Source organism: Streptomyces sp. NPDC048255, assembly GCF_040652415.1.
In the GTDB taxonomy this organism is placed as follows: Bacteria; Actinomycetota; Actinomycetes; order Streptomycetales; family Streptomycetaceae; genus Streptomyces.
Genome location: NZ_JBEZMA010000004.1, coordinates 58,523 through 82,861, shown reverse-complemented (window position 1 = coordinate 82,861; position 24,339 = coordinate 58,523). Strand labels below are relative to the sequence as shown.

20 protein-coding genes and 1 pseudogene are annotated in these 24,339 nt (G+C 71.8%); 17 read left to right on the top strand and 4 right to left on the bottom strand.

Features of this window, described 5'->3' with window-relative positions:
- Nucleotides 1-171: 171 nt before the first annotated feature.
- A complete protein-coding gene (locus AB0D94_RS05725; RefSeq protein ID WP_362046012.1) occupies nucleotides 172-1,602 on the top strand; it encodes a sugar porter family MFS transporter in 1,431 nt (476 codons plus the stop codon).
- Between the two features lie 46 nt (nucleotides 1,603-1,648).
- Here the strand turns inward: AB0D94_RS05725 and AB0D94_RS05720 are convergent, their stop codons facing one another.
- Both AB0D94_RS05720 and AB0D94_RS05715 read right to left on the bottom strand, forming a co-directional pair.
- Nucleotides 1,649-2,644 (bottom strand): LLM class flavin-dependent oxidoreductase, encoded by a 996-nt coding sequence (locus AB0D94_RS05720; protein WP_362046009.1) that lies wholly within the window; start codon nucleotides 2,642-2,644, stop codon nucleotides 1,649-1,651.
- A 62-nt stretch (nucleotides 2,645-2,706) separates the two neighbouring features.
- Nucleotides 2,707-4,188 carry a cytosine permease gene (locus AB0D94_RS05715; protein ID WP_362046006.1) on the bottom strand — a complete coding sequence of 494 codons (1,482 nt, stop codon included), beginning with the start codon at nucleotides 4,186-4,188 and terminating at the stop codon, nucleotides 2,707-2,709.
- Nucleotides 4,189-4,329: 141 nt separating this feature from the next.
- Here AB0D94_RS05715 and ftsY point away from each other — a divergent pair, with 141 nt between their 5' ends.
- Nucleotides 4,330-5,553, top strand: a complete 1,224-nt coding sequence (gene ftsY / locus AB0D94_RS05710) for a signal recognition particle-docking protein FtsY (protein WP_362046003.1) — start codon at nucleotides 4,330-4,332, stop codon at nucleotides 5,551-5,553.
- Between the two features lie 76 nt (nucleotides 5,554-5,629).
- Here the strand turns inward: ftsY and AB0D94_RS05705 are convergent, their stop codons facing one another.
- Complete coding sequence (locus AB0D94_RS05705; protein WP_362046000.1) at nucleotides 5,630-6,298, bottom strand: bifunctional DNA primase/polymerase; 669 nt, start codon at nucleotides 6,296-6,298, stop codon at nucleotides 5,630-5,632.
- Between the two features lie 408 nt (nucleotides 6,299-6,706).
- Between AB0D94_RS05705 and AB0D94_RS05700 the strand changes: the two genes are divergently transcribed.
- The 6 genes from AB0D94_RS05700 (at nucleotide 6,707) to ftsH (ending at nucleotide 16,643) form a co-directional block, all read left to right on the top strand.
- Nucleotides 6,707-8,197 (top strand): hypothetical protein, encoded by a 1,491-nt coding sequence (locus AB0D94_RS05700; RefSeq protein ID WP_362045997.1) that lies wholly within the window; start codon nucleotides 6,707-6,709, stop codon nucleotides 8,195-8,197.
- 378 nt (nucleotides 8,198-8,575) lie between these two features.
- Nucleotides 8,576-9,922 carry an ammonium transporter gene (locus AB0D94_RS05695; RefSeq protein ID WP_362045994.1) on the top strand — a complete coding sequence of 449 codons (1,347 nt, stop codon included), beginning with the start codon at nucleotides 8,576-8,578 and terminating at the stop codon, nucleotides 9,920-9,922.
- Complete coding sequence (locus tag AB0D94_RS05690) at nucleotides 9,919-10,257, top strand: P-II family nitrogen regulator (protein WP_362045991.1); 339 nt, start codon at nucleotides 9,919-9,921, stop codon at nucleotides 10,255-10,257. The genes AB0D94_RS05695 and AB0D94_RS05690 overlap by 4 nt, the downstream gene beginning before the upstream one ends.
- A gap of 18 nt (nucleotides 10,258-10,275) precedes the next feature.
- Nucleotides 10,276-12,714 (top strand): [protein-PII] uridylyltransferase, encoded by a 2,439-nt coding sequence (locus tag AB0D94_RS05685; RefSeq protein WP_362045988.1) that lies wholly within the window; start codon nucleotides 10,276-10,278, stop codon nucleotides 12,712-12,714.
- A gap of 230 nt (nucleotides 12,715-12,944) precedes the next feature.
- Nucleotides 12,945-14,513, top strand: coding sequence for a signal recognition particle protein (ffh, locus tag AB0D94_RS05680; RefSeq protein ID WP_362045985.1), 1,569 nt, complete (start codon nucleotides 12,945-12,947; stop codon nucleotides 14,511-14,513).
- 267 nt (nucleotides 14,514-14,780) lie between these two features.
- Nucleotides 14,781-16,643 (top strand): ATP-dependent zinc metalloprotease FtsH, encoded by a 1,863-nt coding sequence (gene ftsH, locus AB0D94_RS05675; RefSeq protein ID WP_362046454.1) that lies wholly within the window; start codon nucleotides 14,781-14,783, stop codon nucleotides 16,641-16,643.
- 70 nt (nucleotides 16,644-16,713) lie between these two features.
- Here the strand turns inward: ftsH and AB0D94_RS05670 are convergent, their stop codons facing one another.
- Nucleotides 16,714-17,430: a methyltransferase type 11 gene (locus tag AB0D94_RS05670; RefSeq protein ID WP_362045982.1), complete on the bottom strand. Its 717-nt coding sequence runs from the start codon at nucleotides 17,428-17,430 to the stop codon at nucleotides 16,714-16,716.
- A gap of 131 nt (nucleotides 17,431-17,561) precedes the next feature.
- On the opposite strand from AB0D94_RS05670, the gene proS reads away from it, so the two are divergent.
- The 9 genes and pseudogenes from proS to lepB (AB0D94_RS05625) all read left to right on the top strand — a co-directional run.
- Entirely contained in the window at nucleotides 17,562-18,974 is a 1,413-nt protein-coding gene (gene proS / locus AB0D94_RS05665; protein ID WP_362045979.1) for a proline--tRNA ligase, read from the top strand.
- Between the two features lie 199 nt (nucleotides 18,975-19,173).
- Nucleotides 19,174-19,770, top strand: coding sequence for a hypothetical protein (locus AB0D94_RS05660; RefSeq protein WP_362045976.1), 597 nt, complete (start codon nucleotides 19,174-19,176; stop codon nucleotides 19,768-19,770).
- A gap of 191 nt (nucleotides 19,771-19,961) precedes the next feature.
- The gene (gene rpsP / locus AB0D94_RS05655; protein ID WP_215150440.1) at nucleotides 19,962-20,399 is read left to right on the top strand and encodes a 30S ribosomal protein S16; all 438 of its coding nucleotides are present in this window, start codon (nucleotides 19,962-19,964) and stop codon (nucleotides 20,397-20,399) included.
- Between the two features lie 2 nt (nucleotides 20,400-20,401).
- Nucleotides 20,402-20,641, top strand: a complete 240-nt coding sequence (locus tag AB0D94_RS05650) for an RNA-binding protein (RefSeq protein ID WP_030011889.1) — start codon at nucleotides 20,402-20,404, stop codon at nucleotides 20,639-20,641.
- 165 nt (nucleotides 20,642-20,806) lie between these two features.
- Nucleotides 20,807-21,376, top strand: a complete 570-nt coding sequence (gene rimM, locus AB0D94_RS05645) for a ribosome maturation factor RimM (protein WP_362045971.1) — start codon at nucleotides 20,807-20,809, stop codon at nucleotides 21,374-21,376.
- Nucleotides 21,376-22,197: a tRNA (guanosine(37)-N1)-methyltransferase TrmD gene (gene trmD / locus AB0D94_RS05640; protein WP_362045968.1), complete on the top strand. Its 822-nt coding sequence runs from the start codon at nucleotides 21,376-21,378 to the stop codon at nucleotides 22,195-22,197. The genes rimM and trmD overlap by 1 nt, the downstream gene beginning before the upstream one ends.
- A 132-nt stretch (nucleotides 22,198-22,329) precedes the next feature.
- Entirely contained in the window at nucleotides 22,330-22,680 is a 351-nt protein-coding gene (rplS, locus tag AB0D94_RS05635; RefSeq protein ID WP_031144161.1) for a 50S ribosomal protein L19, read from the top strand.
- A gap of 44 nt (nucleotides 22,681-22,724) precedes the next feature.
- Nucleotides 22,725-23,459, top strand: a complete 735-nt coding sequence (gene lepB / locus AB0D94_RS05630; protein ID WP_362045963.1) for a signal peptidase I — start codon at nucleotides 22,725-22,727, stop codon at nucleotides 23,457-23,459.
- 61 nt (nucleotides 23,460-23,520) lie between these two features.
- A pseudogene (lepB, locus tag AB0D94_RS05625) lies at nucleotides 23,521-24,228 on the top strand (signal peptidase I); the annotation flags it as partial.
- Between the last annotated feature and the right edge of the window lie 111 nt (nucleotides 24,229-24,339).

Here is a 24,339-nt window from a genome sequence, read left to right as displayed (position 1 = left end):
CTTCAGAAAGTGAAGTCATAAGCTCTCCTGTGCCGCGTCTGACCTTCAGGTGGTGGTGCGCAGTTTGCTGTGCGCCACTGGAGGAACACGAAAAAGCAGCACGAGCAGGCATTACGAGCACAGACGGACCCCCCACCCGCCCGCCGTCGGCGCCGGGCCCAGGAGCGCACCTTGACCAGCACAGCGAACGCACCCGCGTCAGGCGGTGGCCGGGCGGCAGCCCCCGACCACCTCGGGCACGTCATCTTCATCACCGCGGCCGCGGCGATGGGCGGCTTCCTCTTCGGCTACGACAGCTCCGTCATCAACGGCGCCGTCGAGGCCATCCGCGACCGCTTCGACGTCGGCTCCGCCACCCTCGCCCAGGTGATCGCCGCCGCGCTCATCGGCTGCGCCCTCGGTGCGGCCACCGCCGGCCGCATCGCCGACCGGATCGGCCGGATCCGCTGCATGCAGATCGCCGCCGTCCTCTTCACCGCGAGCGCCCTCGGGTCCGCCCTGCCCTTCGCCCTCTGGGACCTCGCCGCGTGGCGCGTCATCGGCGGCTTCGGCATCGGCATGGCCTCCGTCATCGGCCCCGCCTACATCGCCGAGGTCTCGCCGGCGGCCTACCGCGGCCGGCTCGCCTCCTTCCAGCAGGCTGCCATCGTCATCGGCATCGCCGTCTCGCAGCTGGTCAACTGGGGCATCCTCAACCTCGCCGACGGCGACCAGCGCGGCGAGATCGGCGGCCTCGAAGCCTGGCAGTGGATGCTCGGCGTCATGGTCGTCCCGGCCGTGCTCTACGGGCTGCTGTCCTTCGCCATCCCGGAGTCCCCGCGCTTCCTCGTGTCCGTCGGCCGGATGGAGAAGGCCAAGACGGTCCTGCGGGAGGTCGAGGGCGAGGGCATCGACGCCGACGCCCGGGTCCGCGAGATCGACAACGCCATCCACTCGGAGCACAAGTCGACCTTCAAGGACCTGCTCGGCGGCCGCTTCGGCTTCCTGCCGATCGTCTGGATCGGCATCGGCCTCTCGGTCTTCCAGCAGCTCGTCGGCATCAACGTGATCTTCTACTACAGCTCCTCGCTGTGGCAGTCCGTCGGCATCGACCCGAGCGCCTCGTTCCTGTACTCCTTCGAGACCTCCGTCGTGAACATCATCGGCACCGTGATCGCGATGATCTTCGTGGACCGGATCGGCCGCAAGCCGCTGGCCCTCATCGGCTCCGTCGGCATGGCCATCTCCCTCGCGCTCGCCGCCTGGGCCTTCTCCTACAAGTCCGGCGCCGGCGACGACATCGCCCTGCCGCACGCACAGGGCATCGTGGCCCTGGTCGCCGCCAACTGCTTCGTGCTCTTCTTCGCCCTGTCCTGGGGCGTGGTGGTCTGGGTGCTGCTCGGCGAGATGTTCCCGGGCCGCATCCGGGCCGCGGCCCTCGGCGTCGCGGCCGCCGCCCAGTGGATCGCCAACTGGGTCATCACCGTCTCGTTCCCGTCCCTCTCGGACTGGAACCTGTCCGGCGCCTACGTCATCTACACGGTCTTCGCCGTGCTCTCGATCCCCTTCATCCTCAAGTGGGTGCCGGAGACCAAGGGCAAGGCGTTGGAGGAGATGGGGTAATCATCCCCGCCAACACCCCCTCTCCTCCGGCAGGTGCTGCCCCGGCTCAGGCGTTCGCGTCCTGCAGCCGGGGCAGCACCTGTTCGCACAGCAGGTGCAGGCTGCGCCAGCCCTCGTCCACGGGCATGCCGCCGCACAGCGGGTGCAGCACCAGGTTCCCCGCCTCGCCCGCGCCCCGGGCGTACGCGACCGCCTCGTCCGGGGTGAGCACGCGGTACACGCCCTCCGCCCGCAGCTCCGCCACGGAGCGCGCGGCCGACCGTACGGCGCTGCGGATGTCCTTGGACTGCCAGGACGCGTACAGGCCCGCCTCGTGCAGGAAGTGCTCGCCGTACTGCGCCCACACCTGGTCCGGGTCCTGCGCGATGTGCAGCAGCGGGGTCTCGGCCGCGGGCATCATGCAGAAGCCCTCCGTGCCGTACTCCGCGAGCTTCGCCCGGTAGTACGCCTCCAGCTCCGGCAGGTGCGCGCTGGGGAAGAACGGCAGCCCCAGCCGGGCCGCGCGCCGCGCCGCCGCCTCGGAGCTGCCGCCGACCAGCAGCATCGGGTGCGGCCGGGTGAGGGGCCGCGGGGTGACCCGTACGGTACGGCCGCGGAACTCGAAGGGCTCACCGGTCCACGCCTTCAGCAGGGTTTCCAGCAGCTCGTCCTGGAGCCTGCCGCGCCGGCCCCACTCCACGCCGTGCTGCTCGTACTCCTCGGGCCGGTAGCCGATGCCCGCGACCGTGACCAGACGGCCCCCGCTGAGCAGGTCCAGGACGGCGATGTCCTCGGCCACCTTCAGCGGGTCGTACAGCGGGCCGATGATGGCCGAGACGGTGACGGCGATGCGGCGGGTGGCGCCGAAGACGGCGCCCGCGAAGGCGAAGGGCGAGGGCAGCCAGTTGTTGGGGGTCCCGTGGTGCTCCTCGGTCTGGACGGTGTCGATCCCGCGGTCGTCCGCGTACCTCGCCATCTCCAGCGCCGCCTTGTAGCGGGCGGAGAGGGACTCGGGGGTGCCGTTCGGGTCGACGAGATTGAACCGGGCCACGGTGATGGGCATGGAGAAGTCCCCCTTCGCCGGATGTGGTGGGCGGGCGAAGGGGGACGTTAGCTGACGTAGCGTCAGTTGGACAGGGATCCCGCGAGCTCGGGCTCCGCCGCCTCCGCGGGCGCGGCCGGGGCCGCCGTGCGCGGCAGTACGGCGTACAGCACGCCCGAGGTGACGATGCCGGCCACCCAGCCCAGGCCGTTCTCCCCGATCCAGGTGGTGGCGAGCGGCCCGCTGAACCAGTCCACCTTCGTGAACAGCAGGCCCACGGCCAGGGCGACGCCCCAGGCGGTCATCGCCTGCCAGGCGTAGCCGCCCCGGTACCAGTAGGCGCTGGTCCGCGTGGTGTCCAGCAGCGCGGGGCCGTCGTAGGACGTCCGGCGCAGCATGTCCACGCCGAAGACGCCGATCCATGCGGAGAAGGCCACGGCCAGCAGGGTCAGGAAGGAGATGAAGGAGCCGAAGAAGCTGGTCGCGACGACCATCAGCAGGAAGCCGAAGACCAGGCTGATGACGGCGTTGACGCTGACCGCCCACGCGCGCGGGACCTTGATGCCGAGGGTCTGCGCGGTGAAGCCGGCCGAGTACATGGACATCGAGTTGATCAGCAGCATGCCGACGAGCGCGATGAGCAGGTACGGGACCGCGATCCACGTCGGGAGCAGCTCGCCGATGAAGGAGACCGGGTCCTGGGCGGTCGCCAGGTCCGGGGTGCCCACGGCCATGACCGCGCCCATCAGGACCATCGGCAGGACGACGACCCCGGCGCCGCCGATCGTCGCTCCGACCAGGCCCTTGGAGGAGGCGGTGCGCGGCAGGTAGCGGGTGAAGTCGGGGCCCGAGGGCACCCAGCTGATGCCGCCGGCGGCGATCGTGCCGATGCCCGCGATCATCATCGCCGTGGAGCCGGCCGGCTTGCCGAAGACGGCGGACCAGTCCGTGGTGACGACCAGGTACCCCAGGACGAGCACGCTGAAGGCGCCGAAGAGGTACGTGGACCACTTCGAGCAGACGCGCAGGGCGTTGATGCCGAGGCCCGAGACCACGAAGGTGCAGCCCACGAAGAAGAGCAGGGTGATGACGATGAGGGTGGTGTTGCTCTTGATGCCGAAGAGCAGGTCGAGGACGGTCAGGACGGCGTAGGCGCCGCTGACCGCGTTGATGGTCTCCCAGCCCCAGCGGGCCACCCAGATCAGCGCACCCGGGAAGAGGTTGCCGCGCTGGCCGAACACCGCCCGCGAGAGCGCCATGCCGGGGGCCCCGCCGCGCTTGCCGGCGATCGAGATCAGGCCGACGATCCCGTACGAGACGACCGGCGCGGCGATCGCCACGACGAGCACCTGCCAGATGTTGAGCTTGTTGAAGATCACCAGGCCGGCACCCATGGTCAGCAGCAGCACGCTGATGTTGGCGGCGACCCAGGTGGGTACGAGCTCGCGGACCCGGCCGGTGCGCTCGCCGTCCGGGACGGGCTCCAGGCCGCGGGTCTCGACGGTGCTCTCGGCGGTGCTCGCGGCCGGGGCTGCTATCACGCCGTCGGCGGGCTCGGCAGGCATGCGCTACTCCGTGGGGGACGGGGGAGGGGAGTCGTCCATCATCGTAGATGTGCCGTTAAAACCACAAATAGAGGCTTCGGTCCCAGTGGGAAACCCCGGGGTCCCGGCATCCGGGCCGCCGTGGCCGATACTGGGGTGGTTATGGAAATCCTCATCCTTGCTGTAGTCATCGCCCTGGTCGCGGTCGGCGCGATCAGCGGGCTCGTGGTCAGCAGCCGCAAGAAGAAGCAGCTGCCGCCCTCGGCGCCGTCGAGCACGCCGACCATCACTGCCCCGCCCGCCGAACCCCAGGTGGGGGAGGACGCCGCACCGACGGTCGAAGAGCCGCGCCGCACGATCGAGGAGGTGGCCCTCCCCGACGCGGAGGCCGCCCTCGCGACGCCGGCGGCCGTCGAGGACCCGGTCGTGGAGGCTCCGCCCGCGCCCGAGATCGAGGTGCCCGAGCCCACCGCCGGCCGTCTGGTCCGGCTGCGCGCCCGCCTCGCCCGGTCGCAGAACTCCCTCGGCAAGGGGCTGCTCACCCTGCTCTCCCGCGAGCACCTCGACGAGGACACCTGGGAGGAGATCGAGGAGACCCTCCTCATCGCCGACGTCGGCGTCGTGCCGACCCAGGAACTGGTCGACCGGCTCCGCGAGCGGGTGAAGGTGCTCGGCACCCGCACCCCCGCGGACCTGCGCGCCCTGCTGAAGGAGGAGCTGCTGACCCTGGTCGGCACCGACTTCGACCGCGCCGTGAAGACCGAGAGCGGCGTGGACACCCCCGCCGTCGTGATGGTCGTCGGCGTGAACGGCACCGGCAAGACCACCACCACCGGCAAGCTGGCCCGGGTGCTCGTCGCCGACGGCCGCAGCGTGGTGCTCGGCGCGGCCGACACCTTCCGCGCCGCCGCCGCCGACCAGCTCCAGACCTGGGGCGAGCGCGTGGGCGCCCGCACGGTACGCGGCCCCGAGGGCGGCGACCCGGCCTCGATCGCCTACGACGCGGTCAAGGAGGGCATCGCCGAGGGCGCCGACGTGGTGCTCATCGACACCGCCGGCCGGCTGCACACCAAGACCGGCCTGATGGACGAGCTCGGCAAGGTCAAGCGCGTCGTGGAGAAGCACGGCCCGCTGGACGAGGTCCTGCTGGTCCTGGACGCCACCACCGGGCAGAACGGGCTGACCCAGGCCCGCGTCTTCGCCGAGGTCGTGGACATCACCGGCATCGTGCTGACCAAGCTCGACGGCACCGCCAAGGGCGGCATCGTCGTCGCCGTCCAGCGCGCGCTGGGCGTCCCGGTCAAGCTCGTCGGACTCGGAGAGGGCCCCGACGACCTGGCCCCCTTCGAGCCGGAGGCCTTCGTGGACGCCCTGATCGGCGACTGAACGCGGCCGTGCCCCGTACACGCCGGTGCCCCCTGTTCCGACCGGAACAGGGGGCACCGGCGCATCCGGGCACCGGTCAGCGGCGGAAGCGGTGGCACAGGTAGGCGAGGGTGCCCAGCAGCAGCCGGGCCTGGGGCGGGCCCCCGGCGGAGTCCAGCGCGGGCGGGCGGAGCCAGCAGACCGGGCCGAGCCCCGCACGGTCGGACGGCGGAGCCGTCACGAACGCCCCGTGGCCCAGGGCCCGCAGGTCGAGGTCGGCGTCGTCCCAGCCCATCCGGTACAGCAGCTGCGGCAGCTCGGCCGCCGCGCCCGGGGCCACGAAGAACTGGGCCCGGCCGTCCGGGGTGCCGATGACCGGCCCCAGCGGGAGGCCCATCCGCTCCAGCCGGACCAGGGCGCGCCGCCCGGCCTCCGCGGAGACCTCGATGACGTCGAAGGAGCGGCCCGCCGGCAGCAGGACCGCCGCGCCCGGGTACTCGCCCCAGGCCTCGGTGACCTCGTCCAGGGGGGCGCCGGCCCGCACCGTGGGGGCGAACGCCAGGGGATGCGCTCCGGGGGCGGTGCACTCCGGGTCCCCGCAGGAGCAGTCGCGGGCGGGCGCCGCGGCGCGGGCGCCGGGCACCGCGTCCCAGCCCCACAGTCCCGTGTACTCCGCCACCGCCGTGCATTCCGAGGTCCGGCCGCGGCGCCGGACGCCGGAACGGAACTCCCTGGTGCCGCGGCTGCCGCCGATCGTGAAGCCCATGCCCATGCCCCCTCCAACGGGTCGGACGCGCCGGTGGTTACGACGTCGGCGGGACCTGCTGGCGGAGCTCCCCTCGCGGGGTGGGTTCCGGTGCCGCCCGGCGCACTCCTCGCCGCGCACGCCCCGGGCGCACTCCAGTCCAACCGATCCGTTTCGCCTTGGTGTCAAGTGAATCGCGCCTGGCGGGTGGCTAGTTCATTCGTAGGGGTGGCGAATGGTGGCGATTGTGGAATCGGCCTCGCCGAGAGGGTGATCGTAGGATTACTTTCGGTGCACGAACCCCGAAGGCGGGCCCGACCGTGGGTATGCCGGTGGCAATGAGTGAAGGACTTGTGAAGGTCCGTGGCGGCGCTCGCCGCCCCAGCCAGGGTTTCGTGTGGAAGAGGCTGAGCGGATGGGGGCGTTCCAGTGAGCGGCAGCGGCGCAAGCGGAACGAGCGAGGAATCAGTTGACCGGAACGTCCAGCTGACCTCTTGGTTCGTCCGCAGTGGTTGGTCCAAGGGCGAGCTCGCCCGCCAGGTCAACCGCCGGGCCCGCCAGATGGGCGCCCACCACATCAGCACGGACACCTCCCGGGTCCGGCGCTGGCTCGACGGGGAGCAGCCCCGCGAGCCCGTTCCGCGCATCCTCTCCGAGCTGTTCTCCGAACGCTTCGGCTCCGTCGTCGCCATCGAGCAGCTGGGCCTGCGCACCGCCCACCAGACCCCCTCCGTCTCCGGCGTCGACCTGCCCTGGGCCGGCCCGCAGACCGTCGAACTGCTCGGCGAGTTCTCCCGCAGCGACCTGATGCTGGCCCGCCGCGGCTTCCTCGGGACCTCGCTCGCCCTCTCCGCCGGCCCCGCCCTCATCGAGCCCATGCAGCGCTGGCTCGTCCCGGTCCCGGCCGCCGACCCGGGACCGCGCGAGGCGGGGCCGGCGGGCGCACTCGGCGGCCACCGGCCGCCCAGGCTCTCCGAACCGGAACTCGACCTCCTCGACGCCACCACCGTGATGTTCCGCCAGTGGGACGCCCAGTGCGGGGGCGGACTGCGCCGCAAGGCCGTCGTGGGCCAGCTGCACGAGGTCACCGACCTGCTCCAGGAGAACCACCCGGCCCCCGTCATGCGGCGGCTCTTCAAGGTCGCCGCGGAACTCGCCGAACTGGCCGGCTGGATGAGCTACGACATCGGCCTGCACCCCACCGCGCAGAAGTACTTCGTCCTCGCCCTGCACGCCGCGAAGGAGGCCGGGGACAAGCCGCTGGGCTCGTACATCCTCTCCGGCATGAGCCGCCAGATGATCCACCTGGGCCGTCCCGAGGACGCCCTGGAACTCATCCACCTCGCGCAGTACGGCAGCCGCGACTGCGCCGGCCCCCGCACCCAGGCCATGCTGTATGCGATGGAGGCCCGCGCGTACGCCAACATGGGCCAGCCCAGCCGCTGCAAGCGGGCCGTGCGGATGGCCGAGGACACCTTCGGCGACGTGGGCTTCGACGGCGAGCCCGAACCCGACTGGATCCGTTTCTTCTCCGAGGCCGAGCTGAACGGCGAGAACTCCCACTCCTACCGCGACCTCGCCTACGTCGCCGGGCGCAGCCCCATGTACGCCTCCCTGGCCGAACCCGTCATGGAGCGGGCCGTCGCCCTCTTCGAGAAGGACGACGAGCACCAGCGCTCCTACGCCCTCAACCTCATCGGCATGGCCACCGTGCACCTGCTCCAGCGCGAGCCCGAGCAGGCCGCCGTCCTCGTCGGCCAGGCCCTCGACGTGGCGGGAAAGGTGCGGTCCGAACGGGTGAACACCCGCCTGCGCAAGACCGTCGACAGCGCCGCCCGTGAGTACGGCGACGTCGCCGAAGTGGTCCGGCTCACCGACCACCTCGCCTCCCGGCTCCCCGAAGCCGCGGAGGCCGTCTGACGGCCCGCGCGGCCGTCCCCGAGGCCCCGGCCGCGGCAGTCACCCCGTGAAGCCCGATCAGGCTCCCCCCAGCCAGGACATCCGGGTACCGCCGCGGCCGGTTTCGTTCTTCTGCGGCTGAACCGCCGCCGCTCTCGCGGAGGTGGCTGCCCGCCGTCGTGGTTCCTCGATCGATGGTTGCGGTGTTCATCACCCCGTAACAGCCAGGACGCCTTCGTCATCGGCACGAAACACCCAGCGGCGCCGCCGGAAACCGGCCTGCGCGAATCTCGGGGTCAATAACCGGCCAGCTCCCCCGGCCCGGCCGGACACCCCTTAACGCCGCTCAGGTTTTCACGATCGCCCGCACGCGAACGTACCGACGACGAGGAGACGCCGATGGCATCAGCCATCACGACCCTCGCGGCAGACGCCCCGACGCTGTCTGCCGCGAACACCGGGTTCATGCTCATCTGCTCCGCCCTGGTCATGCTGATGACCCCGGGACTCGCCTTCTTCTACGGAGGCATGGTCCGCGTCAAGAGCAGCCTCAACATGCTGATGATGAGCTTCATCAGCCTCGGGATCGTCACGATCCTGTGGGTCCTCTACGGCTTCAGCCTCGCCTTCGGCACCGACTCCGGCTCCCTCATCGGCTGGAACTCCGACTACGTGGGCCTCAGCGGCATCGGGATCACCGAGCTGTGGGACGGCTACACCATCCCGGTCTACGTCTTCGCCGTCTTCCAGCTGATGTTCGCCGTCATCACCCCCGCCCTGATCAGCGGCGCCCTCGCCGACCGCGTGAAGTTCGGCGCGTGGGCCCTGTTCACCGCCCTGTGGGTCACCGTCGTCTACTTCCCCGTCGCCCACTGGGTCTGGGGCGCCGGCGGCTGGCTCTTCGAGATGGGCGTGATCGACTTCGCGGGCGGCACGGCCGTCCACATCAACGCGGGCGCCGCCGCCCTCGGCGTGATCCTGGTCATCGGCAAGCGCGTCGGCTTCAAGAAGGACCCGATGCGCCCGCACAGCCTTCCCCTGGTGATGCTCGGCGCCGGTCTCCTCTGGTTCGGCTGGTTCGGCTTCAACGCGGGCTCCTGGCTCGGCAACGACGACGGCGTCGGCGCGGTCATGTTCGTCAACACCCAGGTGGCCACCGCCGCCGCCATGCTCGCCTGGCTCGCCTACGAGAAGCTGCGCCACGGCTCCTTCACCACCCTCGGCGCCGCCTCCGGCGCGGTCGCCGGCCTCGTCGCCATCACCCCCGCCGGCGGTGCGGTCAGCCCGCTCGGGGCCATCGCGGTCGGCGCCATCGCCGGTGTGCTGTGCGCCATGGCGGTCGGCCTCAAGTACAAGTTCGGCTTCGACGACTCCCTCGACGTGGTCGGCGTCCACCTCGTCGGCGGCGTCGCCGGCTCCCTGCTGGTGGGCCTCTTCGCCACCGGCGGGGTCCAGTCCGACGTGGCCGGCCTCTTCTACGGCGGCGGCCTGGAACAGCTCGGCAAGCAGGCCGTCGGAGTCTTCTCCGTCCTCGCCTACTCTCTCGTGGCGTCGGCGCTGCTCGCCTTCCTCCTCGACAAGACGATCGGCATGCGGGTCAGCGAGGACGACGAGGTCGCCGGCATCGACCAGGTCGAACACGCCGAGACCGCCTACGACTTCAGCGGAGCCGGCGGCGGGGCCTCCTCGCGGAGCACCGCCGCGCCCGTCCCCTCCGCCGCAGCGAGCAAGAAGGTAGACGCATGAAGCTGATCACCGCGATCGTCAAGCCGCACAAGCTGGACGAGATCAAGGAAGCCCTCCAGGCCTTCGGAGTCCAGGGACTCACGGTCTCCGAGGCCAGCGGCTACGGCCGCCAGCGCGGCCACACCGAGGTCTACCGCGGCGCCGAGTACCAGGTGGACCTCGTACCGAAGATCCGTATCGAGGTGCTCGTCGACGACACCGAAGCCGAGGAGCTGATCGAGCTCATCGTGCGCGTCGCCAGCACCGGCAAGATCGGCGACGGCAAGGTGTGGAGCGTTCCCGTGGAATCGGTGGTCCGGGTCCGCACCGGCGAACGCGGCGCTGACGCGCTCTAGGCAGACGGGAGCTCCTGGGTGACGAGCGTCGAAGAGACCACGGCGGACGATTCCAACGATCCTTCCGGCTCGGGACCCAGCGGTTACGCCGCGGCCCGGCTGCGACTCCTCCAGGAGGAGTCGCGGTCCGGGCCTTCGCGGCGTTCCGCCCTGGCCGGACTGACCGACGACTGGCTGAACGCGCTGTTCAAGAGCGCCGTACGGGAAACCGGAGTGCAGGGCGCCGCCCTCGTGGCCGTCGGCGGCTACGGCCGGGCCGAACTCTCCCCGCGCAGTGATCTCGACCTGGTGCTGCTGCACGACGGCAAGGCGGAGCCGCGGGCCCTGAGCGCCCTGGCCGACCGGCTCTGGTACCCCGTCTGGGACCTCGGCCTGGCCCTGGACCACTCCGTGCGCACCCCGGGCGAGGCCCGCAAGACCGCCGCCGAGGACCTCAAGGTGCACCTCGGACTGCTGGACGCGCGGGCCGTCGCCGGGGACGCCGGCCTGCTCGCCGGCCTGCGCACCTCGGTACTGGCCGACTGGCGCAACCAGGCCGCCAAGCGGCTTCCGCAGCTGCACTCCCTGTGCCGGGAGCGGGCCGAGCGGGCCGGGGAGCTCCGCTTCCTGCTGGAACCCGACCTCAAGGAGGCCCGCGGCGGCCTCCGGGACGCCACCGCGCTGCGGGCCGTGGCCGCGTCCTGGCTGGCCGACGCCCCCCGCGAGGGGCTGGCCGAGGCCCGGCGGCGGCTGCTGGACGCGCGGGACGCCCTGCACCTGGTGACCGGCCGGGCCACCGACCGGCTCGCCCTCCAGGAACAGGACCAGGTCGCGGCGCACCTCGGGCTGCTCGACGCGGACGCCCTGCTCCGGGAGGTGTACGAGGCCGCGCGGGTCGTCGCGTACGCCGGTGACGTGACCTGGCGGGAGGTCGGGCGGGTGCTGCGGGCCCGCGCCTCCCGGCCGAGGCTGCGCGGGCTCCTCGGCACCCGGGGCGCCCCGGCCGTGGAGCGGGCGCCGCTGGCCGAGGGGGTCGTGGAGTCCGACGGCGAGGCCGTACTGGCGCTGGCCGCGCGGCCGGAGCGCGATCCGGTACTGGCCCTGCGGCTCGGCGCGGCCGCCGCCCAGGCGGGCCTGCCCGTGTCGCTGCACGCCCTGCGCAGGCTCGCGGCGCAGGCCAAGCCGCTGCCCGTGCCCTGGCCGGCCCAGGCCCGGGAACAGCTGCTCACACTGCTGGGGGCCGGGGAGCCCATGGTCGGCGTATGGGAGGCCCTGGAGGCCGAGGGCCTGATCACACGGCTGCTGCCCGACTGGGAGCGGGTGCGGTGCCGCCCGCAGCGCAACCCCGTCCACACCTGGACGGTGGACCGGCACCTGATCGAGACGGCGGTACGGGCCGCGGCCCTCACCCGCCGGGTGGGCCGCCCCGACCTGCTGCTGATGTCCGCGCTCCTGCACGACATCGGCAAGGGGTGGCCGGGGGACCACTCGGCGGCCGGCGAGACGATCGCGCGCGACGTCGCCGCCCGGGTGGGCTTCGACGCACAGGACGTCGCCGTGCTCGGGACGCTCGTCCGCCACCACCTGCTGCTGATCGAGACCGCGACCCGGCGCGACCTGGACGACCCGGCGACGGTCCGCTCGGTCGCCGAGGCCGTGGGATCCGTCGGCACGCTGGAGATACTGCACGCCCTGACGGAGGCGGACGCCCTGGCCACCGGCCCGGCGGCATGGAGCACCTGGCGGGCGTCCCTGGTCGAGGACCTCGTCGCGCGGGTCGCCGCCGTCCTGCGGGGCGCGGCCCCGTCGGTCACGGAACTGGAGATCCCCACGACGGAACAGGAACGCCTCGCGGTGGAGGCCCTGCGCACCCGCGAGCCGGTCCTGGCCCTGCACGCCCGTCAGGAGGAGGACGCGGTGGGGGTGGAACTCGTCCTGGCCGTCCCGGACCAGCCCGGGGTGCTCCCGGCGGCGGCCGGGGTGCTCGCCCTGCACCGGCTCACCGTACGGGCGGCGGAGCTGCGCTCCCTGGAGCTCCCGGACCAGCTCGGCGAGGTCCTGGTGCTCCGCTGGCGGGTGGCGGCGGAGTACGGCTCGCTGCCCGAGGCGGCGCGGCTGCGCACCGACCTGGTCCGCGCGCTGGACGGCTCGCTGGACATCCCGGCGAGGCTGGCGGACCGCGAGGCCGCCTATCCGCGCCGCCGCGGGGTGGTCCCCCCGCCGCCCCGGGTCACGGTGGTCCCGGAGGTCTCCTCGCTGGCCACCGTCCTGGAGGTGCGCGCCCCGGACGCGGTCGGGCTGCTCCACCGGATCGGCCGGGCTCTGGAGTCCGGGGGAGTCCGGGTCCGCAGCGCGCACGTCTCCACGCTGGGCGCGAACGCGGTGGACACGCTGTACGTCACGTCCCCGGACGGCAAGCCGCTGGACCCCGCGGCCGCGGCCGCCCTGGCCGGGGTGGTGCAGGTGGCCCTCTCGTAACCTGCGGCGTCCTTGCCGGGGGCCGGCCCCCGGACCCCCGCTCCCGCATCCGGCCCCTCCGGCGTCTGAGGAGCGGGGTCCGGGGCGGGGCCCCAGGTTCTTGAGCCCCGCCGCGTTCGAGGCGCGGGTCCGGGCAGAGCCCGGATCGGACCGCCGGGTCCACCACGTGGCGCGGCCCGATACCCTGGGGGACGACCACCACGCCCCCGACCCGAGGAATCGCGACCACCGTGTTCGATACGCTCTCCGACCGCTTGGCGAATACCTTCAAGGGCCTGCGCGGCAAAGGCCGGCTGTCCGAGGCTGACATCGACGCAGCGGCCCGGGAAATCCGTATCGCCCTCCTCGAGGCCGACGTCGCCCTTCCGGTCGTCCGCTCCTTCATCGCGAACGTCAAGGAACGCGCGCGCGGTGAAGAGGTCAGCAAGGCCCTGAACCCGGGCCAGCAGGTCCTCAAGATCGTCAACGACGAGCTCGTCACGATCCTCGGCGGCGAGACCCGGCGGCTGCGCTTCGCCAAGACCGCGCCCACCGTGATCATGCTGGCGGGTCTCCAGGGTGCCGGTAAGACCACCCTCGCCGGAAAGCTCGGCCTCTGGCTGAAGGGGCAGGGCCACGCCCCGCTCCTCGTGGCGTGCGACCTCCAGCGCCCCAACGCCGTGAACCAGCTCTCCGTCGTCGCCGAGCGCGCGGGCGTCGCGGTCTACGCGCCCCAGCCCGGCAACGGCGTCGGCGACCCGGTCCAGGTCGCGAAGGACTCCGTCGAGTACGCGCGCACCAAGCAGTTCGACATCGTGATCGTCGACACCGCCGGCCGCCTCGGCATCGACCAGGAGCTGATGCAGCAGGCCGCGGACATCCGCGACGCCGTCAGCCCCGACGAGATCCTGTTCGTCGTCGACGCGATGATCGGCCAGGACGCGGTCAACACCGCCGAGGCCTTCCGCGACGGCGTCGGCTTCGACGGCGTCGTGCTCTCCAAGCTCGACGGCGACGCCCGGGGCGGTGCCGCGCTCTCCATCGCGCACGTCACCGGCAAGCAGATCATGTTCGCCTCGAACGGCGAGAAGCTCGACGAGTTCGACGCCTTCCACCCGGACCGCATGGCGGGCCGGATCCTCGACATGGGTGACATGCTCACCCTCATCGAGCAGGCCGAGAAGACCTTCTCGCAGGCCGAAGCCGAGAAGATGGCGGCCAAGCTGCAGAAGGGCCCCAAGGAGTTCACGCTCGACGACTTCCTGGCCCAGATGGAGCAGGTCCGCAAGATGGGCTCCATCTCCAAGCTGCTCGGCATGCTCCCCGGCATGGGGCAGATCAAGGACCAGATCAACAACATCGACGAGCGCGACGTGGACCGCACCGCCGCGATCATCAAGTCGATGACCCCGGCCGAGCGCCAGGACCCGACGATCATCAACGGCTCGCGCCGTGCCCGTATCGCCAAGGGCTCCGGCACCGAGGTCAGCGCCGTCAAGTCGCTCGTCGAGCGGTTCTTCGACGCCCGCAAGATGATGTCCCGCATGGCCCAGGGCGGCGGCATGCCCGGGATGCCCGGCATCCCCGGGATGGGCGGCGGCCCCGGCCGGCAGAAGAAGCAGGTCAAGCAGGCCAAGGGCAAGCGCAAGAGCGGTAACCCGATGAAGCGCAAGGAAGAAGAGGCGGCAGCCGCGGCGCGCCGGGAGCAGGGCCCGCAGGCGGTCGAGCCCGCGGCCGGCGGCAGCCCCTTCGGTCTCCCGGCCGGCGGCCAGGGGCAGGACTTCGACCTCCCGGACGAGTTCAAGAAGTTCATGAAGTAGGAAGTCTCCGAAGCAGTACGCACGAGCAGTACGCACTCGGATACGCGAGTGCGGGGCCCCGGCCGGGGACGTGACCAGCGGTGTCACACGGCCGGGGCCCCGCTGTTTCTGCGGGGGCAATGATCGGGTTTGTCGCTTATGGTCGGCCGGGAGGACGGCTGAAGGAGGCGCCCCGTGCCCAATCCCACCCCCGTACCGCCCCGCGACCGGGCCGATACGCCCTGGCGCTCCGAGGGGGCGCCGCCCGCCCCCGCGCCGAAGAAGCGGATGCCGGGCGGCTGGCGGGGGCTGATCCTCGCGGCGCTGATCGTCTACCTCATCGCCAACCTGGCGCTGTCCTTCTTCAACGAGGGCGACGAGCCCACCATCTCCTACACCGAGTTCAGCAAGCAGGTCGCGAGCGGCAACGTCTCGAAGATCTACTCCAAGGGCGACGCCATCCAGGGCCAGCTGAAGGCCGCACAGCCGCTGCCCGACGGGGACAAGGGCACGTACGGCAAGTTCGTCACCCAGCGCCCGGCCTTCGCCGACGACGACCTGTGGGCCCAGCTCACCAAGCAGAACGTGAACGTGACGGCCTCCCCGGTCGTCGTGCAGCGCAGCTTCCTGGCCAACCTGCTGCTCTCCCTCGCCCCGATGCTGCTGCTGGTCCTCCTGTGGGTGGTCATCGCCCGCCGGATGGCCGGGCGCATGGGCGGTATGGGCGGCATGGGCGGGCTGGGCCGCAAGGCCCCGCCCAAGCCGGTGGAGCTGGAGGAGGGCGCCCGGCGCACCACCTTCGAGGACGTGGCGGGCATCGACGAAGTCGAGGGCGAGCTCAACGACGTCGTCGACTTCCTGAAGAACCCGCAGCAGTACCGGAACATGGGCGCCCGGATGCCCCGGGGCGTCCTGCTGTCCGGACCGCCCGGCACCGGCAAGACCCTTCTGGCCCGGGCGGTCGCGGGCGAGGCCGGGGTGCCGTTCTTCTCGGCCTCGGCCTCCGAATTCATCGAGATGATCGTCGGCGTCGGCGCCTCCCGGGTCCGCGAACTCTTCACCGAGGCGCGCAAGGTGGCCCCCGCGATCATCTTCATCGACGAGATCGACACCATCGGCCGGGCCCGGGGCGCGGGCGCGGGCATGGGCGGCCACGACGAGCGCGAACAGACCCTGAACCAGATCCTCACCGAGATGGACGGCTTCACGGGCTCCGAGGGCGTGGTCGTCCTGGCCGCCACCAACCGGGCGGACGTCCTGGACCCGGCACTGACCCGCCCGGGCCGCTTCGACCGCACGGTCGTCGTCTCCCCGCCCGACCGCGGCGGCCGCGAGGCCATCCTGCGCATCCACACCCGGGAGATCCCGCTCGCCGAGGACGTGGACCTGACCCAGGTGGCCCGCAGCACCCCCGGCATGACCGGCGCCGAACTGGCCAACCTGGCCAACGAGGCCGCGCTGCTGGCCGTCAAACGCGGGCAGCGGGAGGTCACCCGCGCCGACCTGTCCGACGCCCTGGAGAAGGTCCAGCTGGGCGCGGAGAGGTCACTGGTCATGCCGCAGGAGGAGCGCCGCCGTACCGCCTACCACGAGAGCGGACACGCCCTCCTGGGCATGCTCCAGCCGGGCGCCGACCCGGTCCGCAAGATCACGATCGTGCCGCGCGGCCGGGCGCTCGGTGTCACCCTCTCCACCCCGGACGCCGACCGGTACGCCTACACGGAGCAGTACCTTCGCGGCCGCATCATCGGAGCGCTCGGCGGCATGGCGGCCGAGCACGTGGTCTACGACGTCATCACCACGGGCTCGGAGAGCGACCTCGAACAGGTCACCGCCATCGCCCGCGGGATGGTCGGCCGCTGGGGCATGAGCGAACGCGTCGGCCGCCTCATCGCCATCCCGTCCGACGCGCAGAGCCCCTACGGCCTGTCCGCCGCCCCCGCCACACTCGACGCCGTGGACCACGAGATGCGGCGCGTTGTGGACGAGTGCTACGAGGAGGCCTGCCGGCTCCTGGGCGAGCACCGCCCGCAGCTCGACGCCCTGGCGGAGGCCCTCCTCGCCGCCGAGACCCTCGACGAGGCGGCCGCCTACGCCGCCGCCGGGATCCCGCGCCTGACCAAGGGCCCCGAGCACGGGACGCCGCCCTGAGGGCGCCCGGCCGGGACCGGCCGGACACCCCCTGACCGCGGGCGAGGGCCGGCGGCGCGCCGGCCGCCTCCTACGGCACCCGGGCGATCACGTACCGGAAGATGTTCGGCAGCCACACGGCGCCGTCGGGCCGTTCGTACGGGTGAAGCGCCTCCGCCAGTTCCTTCTCCGCCAGCGCCGGGTCGGCCATCCCGAAGGGCGCCGCGGCCCCGGTGGCGCCGCCGCCCGCGCCGGGGTACAGCCCGGTCGACAGCAGCCCGCGCACCGCGCTGTCCACGTCCGCGTACCCGAACGGGCAGAAGACCCGCCCCGACCCGTCCGGGCGCAGCCCGGCCCGCTCCACGAGCGCGTCCAGGTCCCGGGGGACCGGCCCGCCGCCCAGGACCGCGGGCACCGTGCAGCGCTCCGCCGGGCCCCAGCCCGCCAGCACCACGGCGCCCCCGCGCCGGACCGCGGGCAGGGCCGTGGCCAGGGCCGCGGGATCCGGAGCGAAGGCCAGCAGCGCGTCGTAGGCGCACGCGGCGGCCGGCGGGGCCGCCACCACCTCCAGCAGCCGCTCGCGGGCCAGGGCCCGCCGGGCCGGATCCGCCTCCACACCCGTGGCCACGGCTCCCCGCCCGGCCGCCAGCAGCAGGGGCAGCCCGGCCCCGCAGTCGAGGCCGAGCAGCCTGTCGCCCGGCCCGACCTCCAGCCGGTCGTAGACCGCTTCGTACAGCGGTACCAGCATCCGTTCCTGGATCTCCGCCCAGTCCCGGGCGACGAGCGTCGCCGTCGGCGTCGGTGTCATCGAAAGAGCGCTCCTGATTCCATGTCGCCCCCTTGCCCCCGTTGCCAGAGAACTCCCCATTCGCCCCCGCGTCCAGAGGAGCGCGCCACCCGATTCACGCTCGATGCGCCCGGCGCCGTACCATTCGCGCCATGGCAAAGGCACCCGTTCTCACCCCGCAGGCGGAGGATTTCCCCCGCTGGTACCAGGATCTGATCAACAAGGCCGAGCTGGCCGACAACGGTCCGGTGCGCGGCACCATGGTCATCCGGCCGTACGGCTACGGCCTGTGGGAGCGGATGCAGCAGGAGATGGACGCGCGCATCAAGGACGCGGGCGCCCAGAACGCGTACTTCCCGCTGTTCATCCCGCAGTCGTACCTGACGAGGGAAGCGGAGCACGTCGAGGGCTTCGCCCCCGAGCTCGCGGTCGTCACGCACGGCGGCGGCAAGGAGCTGGAAGAGCCGGTCGTCGTCCGGCCCACCTCCGAGACGATCATCAACGACTACTTCTCCAAGTGGGTCCAGAGCTACCGCGACCTGCCCCTGCTCATCAACCAGTGGGCCAACGTGGTCCGCTGGGAGATGCGCCCGCGCGTGTTCCTCCGTACGAGCGAGTTCCTGTGGCAGGAGGGCCACACGGCCCACGCCACGTACGAGGACGCCCGCGACTACGCCGCCCGGATCCACCGCGACGTCTACGGCGACTTCATGACGAACGTGCTCGGCATCGACGTCGTGCTCGGCCGCAAGACCGCCAAGGAGCGCTTCGCAGGCGCCATCAACACCCTCACCCTCGAGGGCATGATGGGCGACGGCAAGGCCCTCCAGCTGGGCACGAGCCACGAGCTCGGCACCAACTTCGCCAAGGCCTTCAACACCCAGTACCTGTCGAAGGAAGGCAAGCAGGAGCTCGTCTGGCAGACCTCGTGGGGCGTCTCGACCCGCATGGTCGGCGGCCTGATCATGTCCCACGGCGACGACAACGGCCTGCGCGTCCCGCCGCGCCTCGCGCACGTCCAGGTCGTCGTCATGGCGATCAAGGGCGACGAGGCCGTGGCGAAGGTCCGCGAGCTGGGCGCCCAGCTCAAGGCCGCCGGCATCCGCGTACAGGTCGACGACCGCGTGGACACCCCCTTCGGCCGCCGCGCCGTCGACTGGGAGCTCAAGGGCGTACCGGTCCGTATCGAGATCGGCCCCCGCGACCTGGAGGCCGGCACCGCGATGCTGGCCCGCCGGATCCCGGGCGGCAAGACCCCGGTGCAGATCGACGCGCTCGCCGACCTGCTGCCCAAGGTGCTCGACGAGGACCAGGCGCAGCTGCTGCGCGAGTCCCGCGAGCGCCGTGAGGCCCGTACCTCCGACGTGTCCACCATCGAGGAGGCCGCCGAGGCCGCCGTCGCCGGTGGCTGGGCGCGGATCCCGTGGGCGGACCTCGGTCCGGAGGGCGAGGCGAAGCTGGCCGAGCAGGCCGTCTCCGTGCGCTGCCTGATCGCCGAGGACGGGTCGGTTCCGGAGACGGACGACGCCCCCGGCACCCTCGCGATCGTCGCGCGCTCGTACTGAGAGGCTCCTACGCCCCGGCGCGCGGCACGAGCCGCACGCCGGGGCTGATGCTTGCCGGTCGTCGTTACGTACCGACTCCTCCTGAGATCGGCGCACCCGTCCTCCTCCGGACGCATGAGACTGAACTGACTGGTACGTGCAAAAAATTTGGAATGGCCCGGAATCGGAACACCGGGGCACCCCGGCTCGTTGTCACGACGTGAGCACGACACCACCTGTTCTCGCCGCAGAGCTGGCGCAGGCGTGGGCCGATATTCAGCGGTACCACCCCGAGCTGCCTGACCTTGCCGCGCCCGAGTCCCTGATCGGAGAGTCCTCGTCCGCCTGCGGCGCCGAGCTCTCCTTCGAGCGACTGCTGCACGAGGCAGTCCACGGCATCGCCGCCGCCCGCGGAGTCCGCGACACCTCGCGCGCCGGCCGTTACCACAACCGCAGATTCCTCGCGATCGCCGAAGAGATGGGGCTGGACCACTCCGAAGAGCCGCACGCCAGCAGCGGCTTCTCGCTGGTCACGCTCAACCCCGAGGCGAAGAAGCGCTACCGCCCCACGATGGAGCGGCTCCAGCGCGCCCTGAAGGCGCACACGGCCGCGACGGCCGCCGACACCAAGCGCAGTTTCCGCGGACCGGCCGCCCGGCACGGCTCCTCCGGCGGCGGCGTACGCGTGAAGGCGGTCTGCGACTGCGGGCGCAACGTACGGGTGGTCCCCTCGGTGCTGGCCCAGGCGCCGATCGTGTGCGGGGGCTGCATGAAGCCCTTCCGCATCCCCGAGGTGACCATCGCGGCGGCCTCCTGACCGCCCGGCTCCCGGACGACCCCGCCCGGCTGAGCGCGCCGCGGGCGTATGGCACAATGGCTAGCTGTACTCGACAGTCGCATAGGACCCCTCTCTCCTCCGGCTGACGCGTCCATCGGGCACCCGAGTACCGCAACCCCACGTGGCATCTCATGTGCCCAACCACGTCAAGTTCAGGAGACACCACTCCAGTGGCAGTCAAGATCAAGCTCAAGCGCCTCGGCAAGATTCGCCAGCCGCACTACCGCATCGTCGTCGCCGACGCCCGCACCCGCCGGGACGGTCGCGCGATCGAAGAGATCGGTATCTACCACCCGACCTACAACCCGTCGCGCATCGAGGTCAACGCCGAGCGTGCGCAGTACTGGCTGTCGGTCGGCGCCCAGCCCACCGAGGCTGTGCTCGCCATCCTGAAGCTGACCGGTGACTGGCAGGCCCACAAGGGCCTCCCCGCCCCCGCGCCGCTGCTCCAGCCGGCGACGAAGGAAGACAAGCGTCGCACCTTCGACGAGTTCGCCAAGGCCCTCGAGGGTGGCGACGCCAAGGGCGAGGCCATCACGCAGAAGGCGAAGAAGGCCGACAAGAAGGCGGACGAGGCTGAGGCCGCCGCCGAGTCGACCGAGGCCTGATCATGCTCGAGGAGGCTCTTGAGCACCTCGTGAAGGGCATTGTGGACAACCCCGACGAAGTGCAGGTTGCCTCGCGCAACCTGCGCCGCGGGCAGGTGCTCGAGGTCCGGGTCCACCCCGACGACCTCGGCAAGGTGATCGGCCGCAACGGCCGCACCGCACGTGCCCTGCGTACCGTCGTGGGCGCCATCGGCGGCCGGGGGATCCGCGTCGACCTCGTCGACGTGGACCAGGTCCGCTGAGAAGTTGAATTACCGGCACGGGCCGGGGAGGGCGCTGGTCGCCCACCCCGGCCCGAGTCGTTTCTGCCCACGAGCAGAGCAACCATGGACTGAGAAACCACGACGGAGAGGTACCACCTCCGCGCGAGAGCGGTGGCAGGTCGGCCGCGAGATGGGGAGAACACAGTGGAGTTGGTAGTCGCGCGGATCGGCCGCGCCCACGGGATCAAGGGCGAGGTCACCGTCGAGGTGCGCACGGACGAGCCGGAACTGCGGCTCAGCCCCGGCGCCGTGCTGAAGACCGAGCCCGTGTCGGCCGGACCGCTGACCATCGAGACGGGCCGGGTACACAGCGGGAGGCTGATGCTCCGCTTCGCGGGCGTCAAGGACCGTACCGGCGCCGAGGCGCTGCGCAACATCCTGCTGATCGCCGAGGTGGACCCGGCGGAGCTGCCCGAGGAGCCCGACGAGTACTACGACCACCAGCTGATGGACCTGGACGTGGTCCTCGAAGACGGCACCGAGATCGGCCGGATCACCGAGATCTCCCACCTGCCCTCGCAGGACCTCTTCATCGTCGAGCGGCCCGACGGCTCCGAGGTGATGATCCCCTTCGTGGAGGAGATCGTCGCCGAGATCGACCTCGAGGAGCAGCGCTGCGTCATCACCCCGCCGCCCGGGCTGATCGACGAGCGCGACGCGATCATCGACTCGACCCGTGACGAGGACTTCAAGGGCTCCGGGGACGACGCCTGATGCGTCTCGACGTCGTCACGATCTTCCCCGAGTACCTGGAGCCGCTGAACGTCTCCCTCGTCGGCAAGGCCCGCGCCCGCGGCCAGCTCGACGTACACGTCCACGACCTGCGGGACTGGACGTACGACCGGCACAACACGGTCGACGACACCCCGTACGGCGGCGGTCCCGGCATGGTCATGAAGACCGAGCCGTGGGGCGAGGCCCTCGACGCGGCGCTGGCCGACGGCTACGAGGCCGGTGCGCGCGGGCCGGTCATGGTCGTGCCCACGCCCAGCGGCCGCCCCTTCACCCAGGAACTGGCGGTCGAGCTCTCGGAGCGGCCGTGGCTGATCTTCACCCCCGCCCGGTACGAGGGCATCGACCGCCGCGTCATGGACGAGTACGCCACCCGGATGCCGGTGTACGAGGTCTCCATCGGCGACTACGTCCTGGCGGGCGGCGAGGCGGCCGTCCTGGTCGTGACCGAGGCCGTGGCCCGGCTGCTGCCCGGGGTCCTGGGGAACGCCGAATCGCACCGCGACGACTCCTTCGCGCCCGGCGAGATGGCGAACCTGCTGGAGGGCCCGGTCTACACGAAGCCCCCGCTGTGGCGCGGCCGCGACATCCCCGAGGTGCTGCTCAGCGGCCACCACGGGAAGATCGCCCGCTGGCGCCGGGACGAGGCCTTCCGCCGGACCGCGCTCAACCGGCCGGACCTGATCGAGCGCTGCGAGGCCTCGGCCTTCGACAAGAAGGACCGCGAGATCCTCAGCATCCTGGGCTGGAAGCCGTCCCCGGACGGCCGATTTTGGCACAGGCCGCAAGCCGTGGAAGAATAGGCGGCTGCTGTACGCCCGCGGGCGCCCCTGCCACAGGGGGACCGTCGCCCGCAGGGTGGAACAGCTCCCGAATTCTCTACGGAAACCCGCCCGGCGGCCTGTGGCGTCGTGCGAAGAAAGCAGACGAAGAACATGTCTCACCTGCTCGATGGCGTCAACGCCGCCGCGCTCCGCTCGGACGTCCCGGCCTTCCGCCCGGGTGACACGGTCAACGTGCACGTCCGCGTGATCGAGGGCAACCGCTCCCGTATCCAGCAGTTCAAGGGTGTCGTCATCCGCCGCCAGGGCGCCGGTGTCTCCGAGACCTTCACGGTCCGCAAGGTCTCCTTCAGCGTCGGCGTGGAGCGTACCTTCCCGGTGCACTCCCCGATCTTCGAGAAGATCGAGCTCGTCACCCGCGGTGACGTGCGCCGCGCGAAGCTGTACTACCTCCGTGAGCTCCGCGGCAAGGCCGCGAAGATCAAGGAGAAGCGCGACAACTGAGGTCTCCTCCGGTGTCCGGGGGTGGCCGGATAGGCTCGCTCCCGATGGACACCGAAGCACCTCACACGCAGCGCGGCCACTCTTCCCCCGACGAGGGGGAGGGGCGGCCGCGTTTTGCGTTCTCCCTCCGGCGCCGCCCGGCCCCGCGGCCGCTCACCCTGCGGCGGGCCGGAGTGCTCGGCGTGCTCTGCACCGTCTTCCTGCTGCTGCTCAGCAACTTCGTCGTGCAGCCCTTCCTGATCCCGAGCCGGTCCATGGAGCCGACGCTCCAGGTCGGGGACCGGGTACTGGTCAACAAGCTGGCGTACAGCTTCGGCGACCAGCCGCGCCGCGGTGACATGGTCGTGTTCGACGGCACCGGCTCCTTCGTACGGGAGCCCGCCGGCGGCAGTCCGGTCGGCGACGCGCTGCGCGGCGCGGCCTCCGCGCTGGGGCTGGCGGAGCCGTCCGACACCGACTTCGTGAAGCGGGTCGTGGGCGTCGGCGGCGACGACGTGGTCTGCTGCGACGCGGCCGGGCGGATCGAGGTCAACGGCGTCCCGCTGGACGAGCCGTACCTGTATCCCGGAGACGCACCCTCCAAGGTGCCCTTCCGTATCGTCGTACCCCTTGGGGCCCTGTGGGTCATGGGTGATCATCGTTCCCAGTCCCGGGACTCACGGGACCACCTGGGGGAACCGGGCGGGGGGATGGTGCCGGTGGAGAAGGTGATCGGGCGGGCCGACTGGATCGGCTGGCCGGTCTCGCGCTGGGGTTCGGCCGGCGGCGGGCGTGGGTAGCCGGGGCAGGCCGCGGGGGGCGAGGGAACCGGATCCGGAGCCCGAGCCGGAGCAGGTCCCGGTGGTGGAGGGCGGCCGGGCCGAGCGGCGGCGGACCGCGCGCCGGGTACGCCGGCGGCGCCGCACCCGGCGGGCCGGCGAGGTCCCGCTGCTGGTGGTCGTGGCGCTGTGCATAGCCCTGGTCCTCAAGACCTTCCTGGTCCAGGCGTTCTTCATCCCGTCGGGCTCGATGGAGCAGACCATCCGGATCGGCGACCGCGTCCTGGTGGACAAGCTGACGCCCTGGTTCGGTTCCCCGGTCGAGCGGGGCGACGTCGTGGTGTTCGAGGACCCGGGAGGCTGGCTCCAGGGCGAGGCCGCCCGTCCGGCCCCGGATCCGGTCGGCGTCAAGCAGGTCAAGCAGGCGCTGACCTTCATCGGCCTGCTGCCCTCGGCGGACGAGCAGGACCTGATCAAGCGGGTCATCGGAGTCGGCGGGGACACCGTGAAGTGCTGCGACGCCAAGGGCCGCGTCACCGTCAACGGCGCGCCGCTCGATGAGCCGTACGTGAACCCGGGCAACGCCCCCTCCGAGATCCGCTTCGAGGTGCGGGTGCCGCCCGGGCGGCTCTTCGTCATGGGCGACCACCGGGCGAACTCGGCCGACTCCCGCTACCACCTCGACGAGGCCTTCGAGGGCACGATCGACGAGAAGGAGGTCGTGGGCGAGGCCGTGGTGATCGCGTGGCCGTTCGGGCACTGGCGCCGTCTGGAGACCCCCGAGACCTTCCGCATGGTGCCCGACCAGGCACGTCGCGAGCCGCGGCGCGCCGTTCGGCACGAGGCACGCGGGCGGCGTCGGCGCGGTCCGGGCGCGCCGTTCGCATAGTGTGTCCTGGGT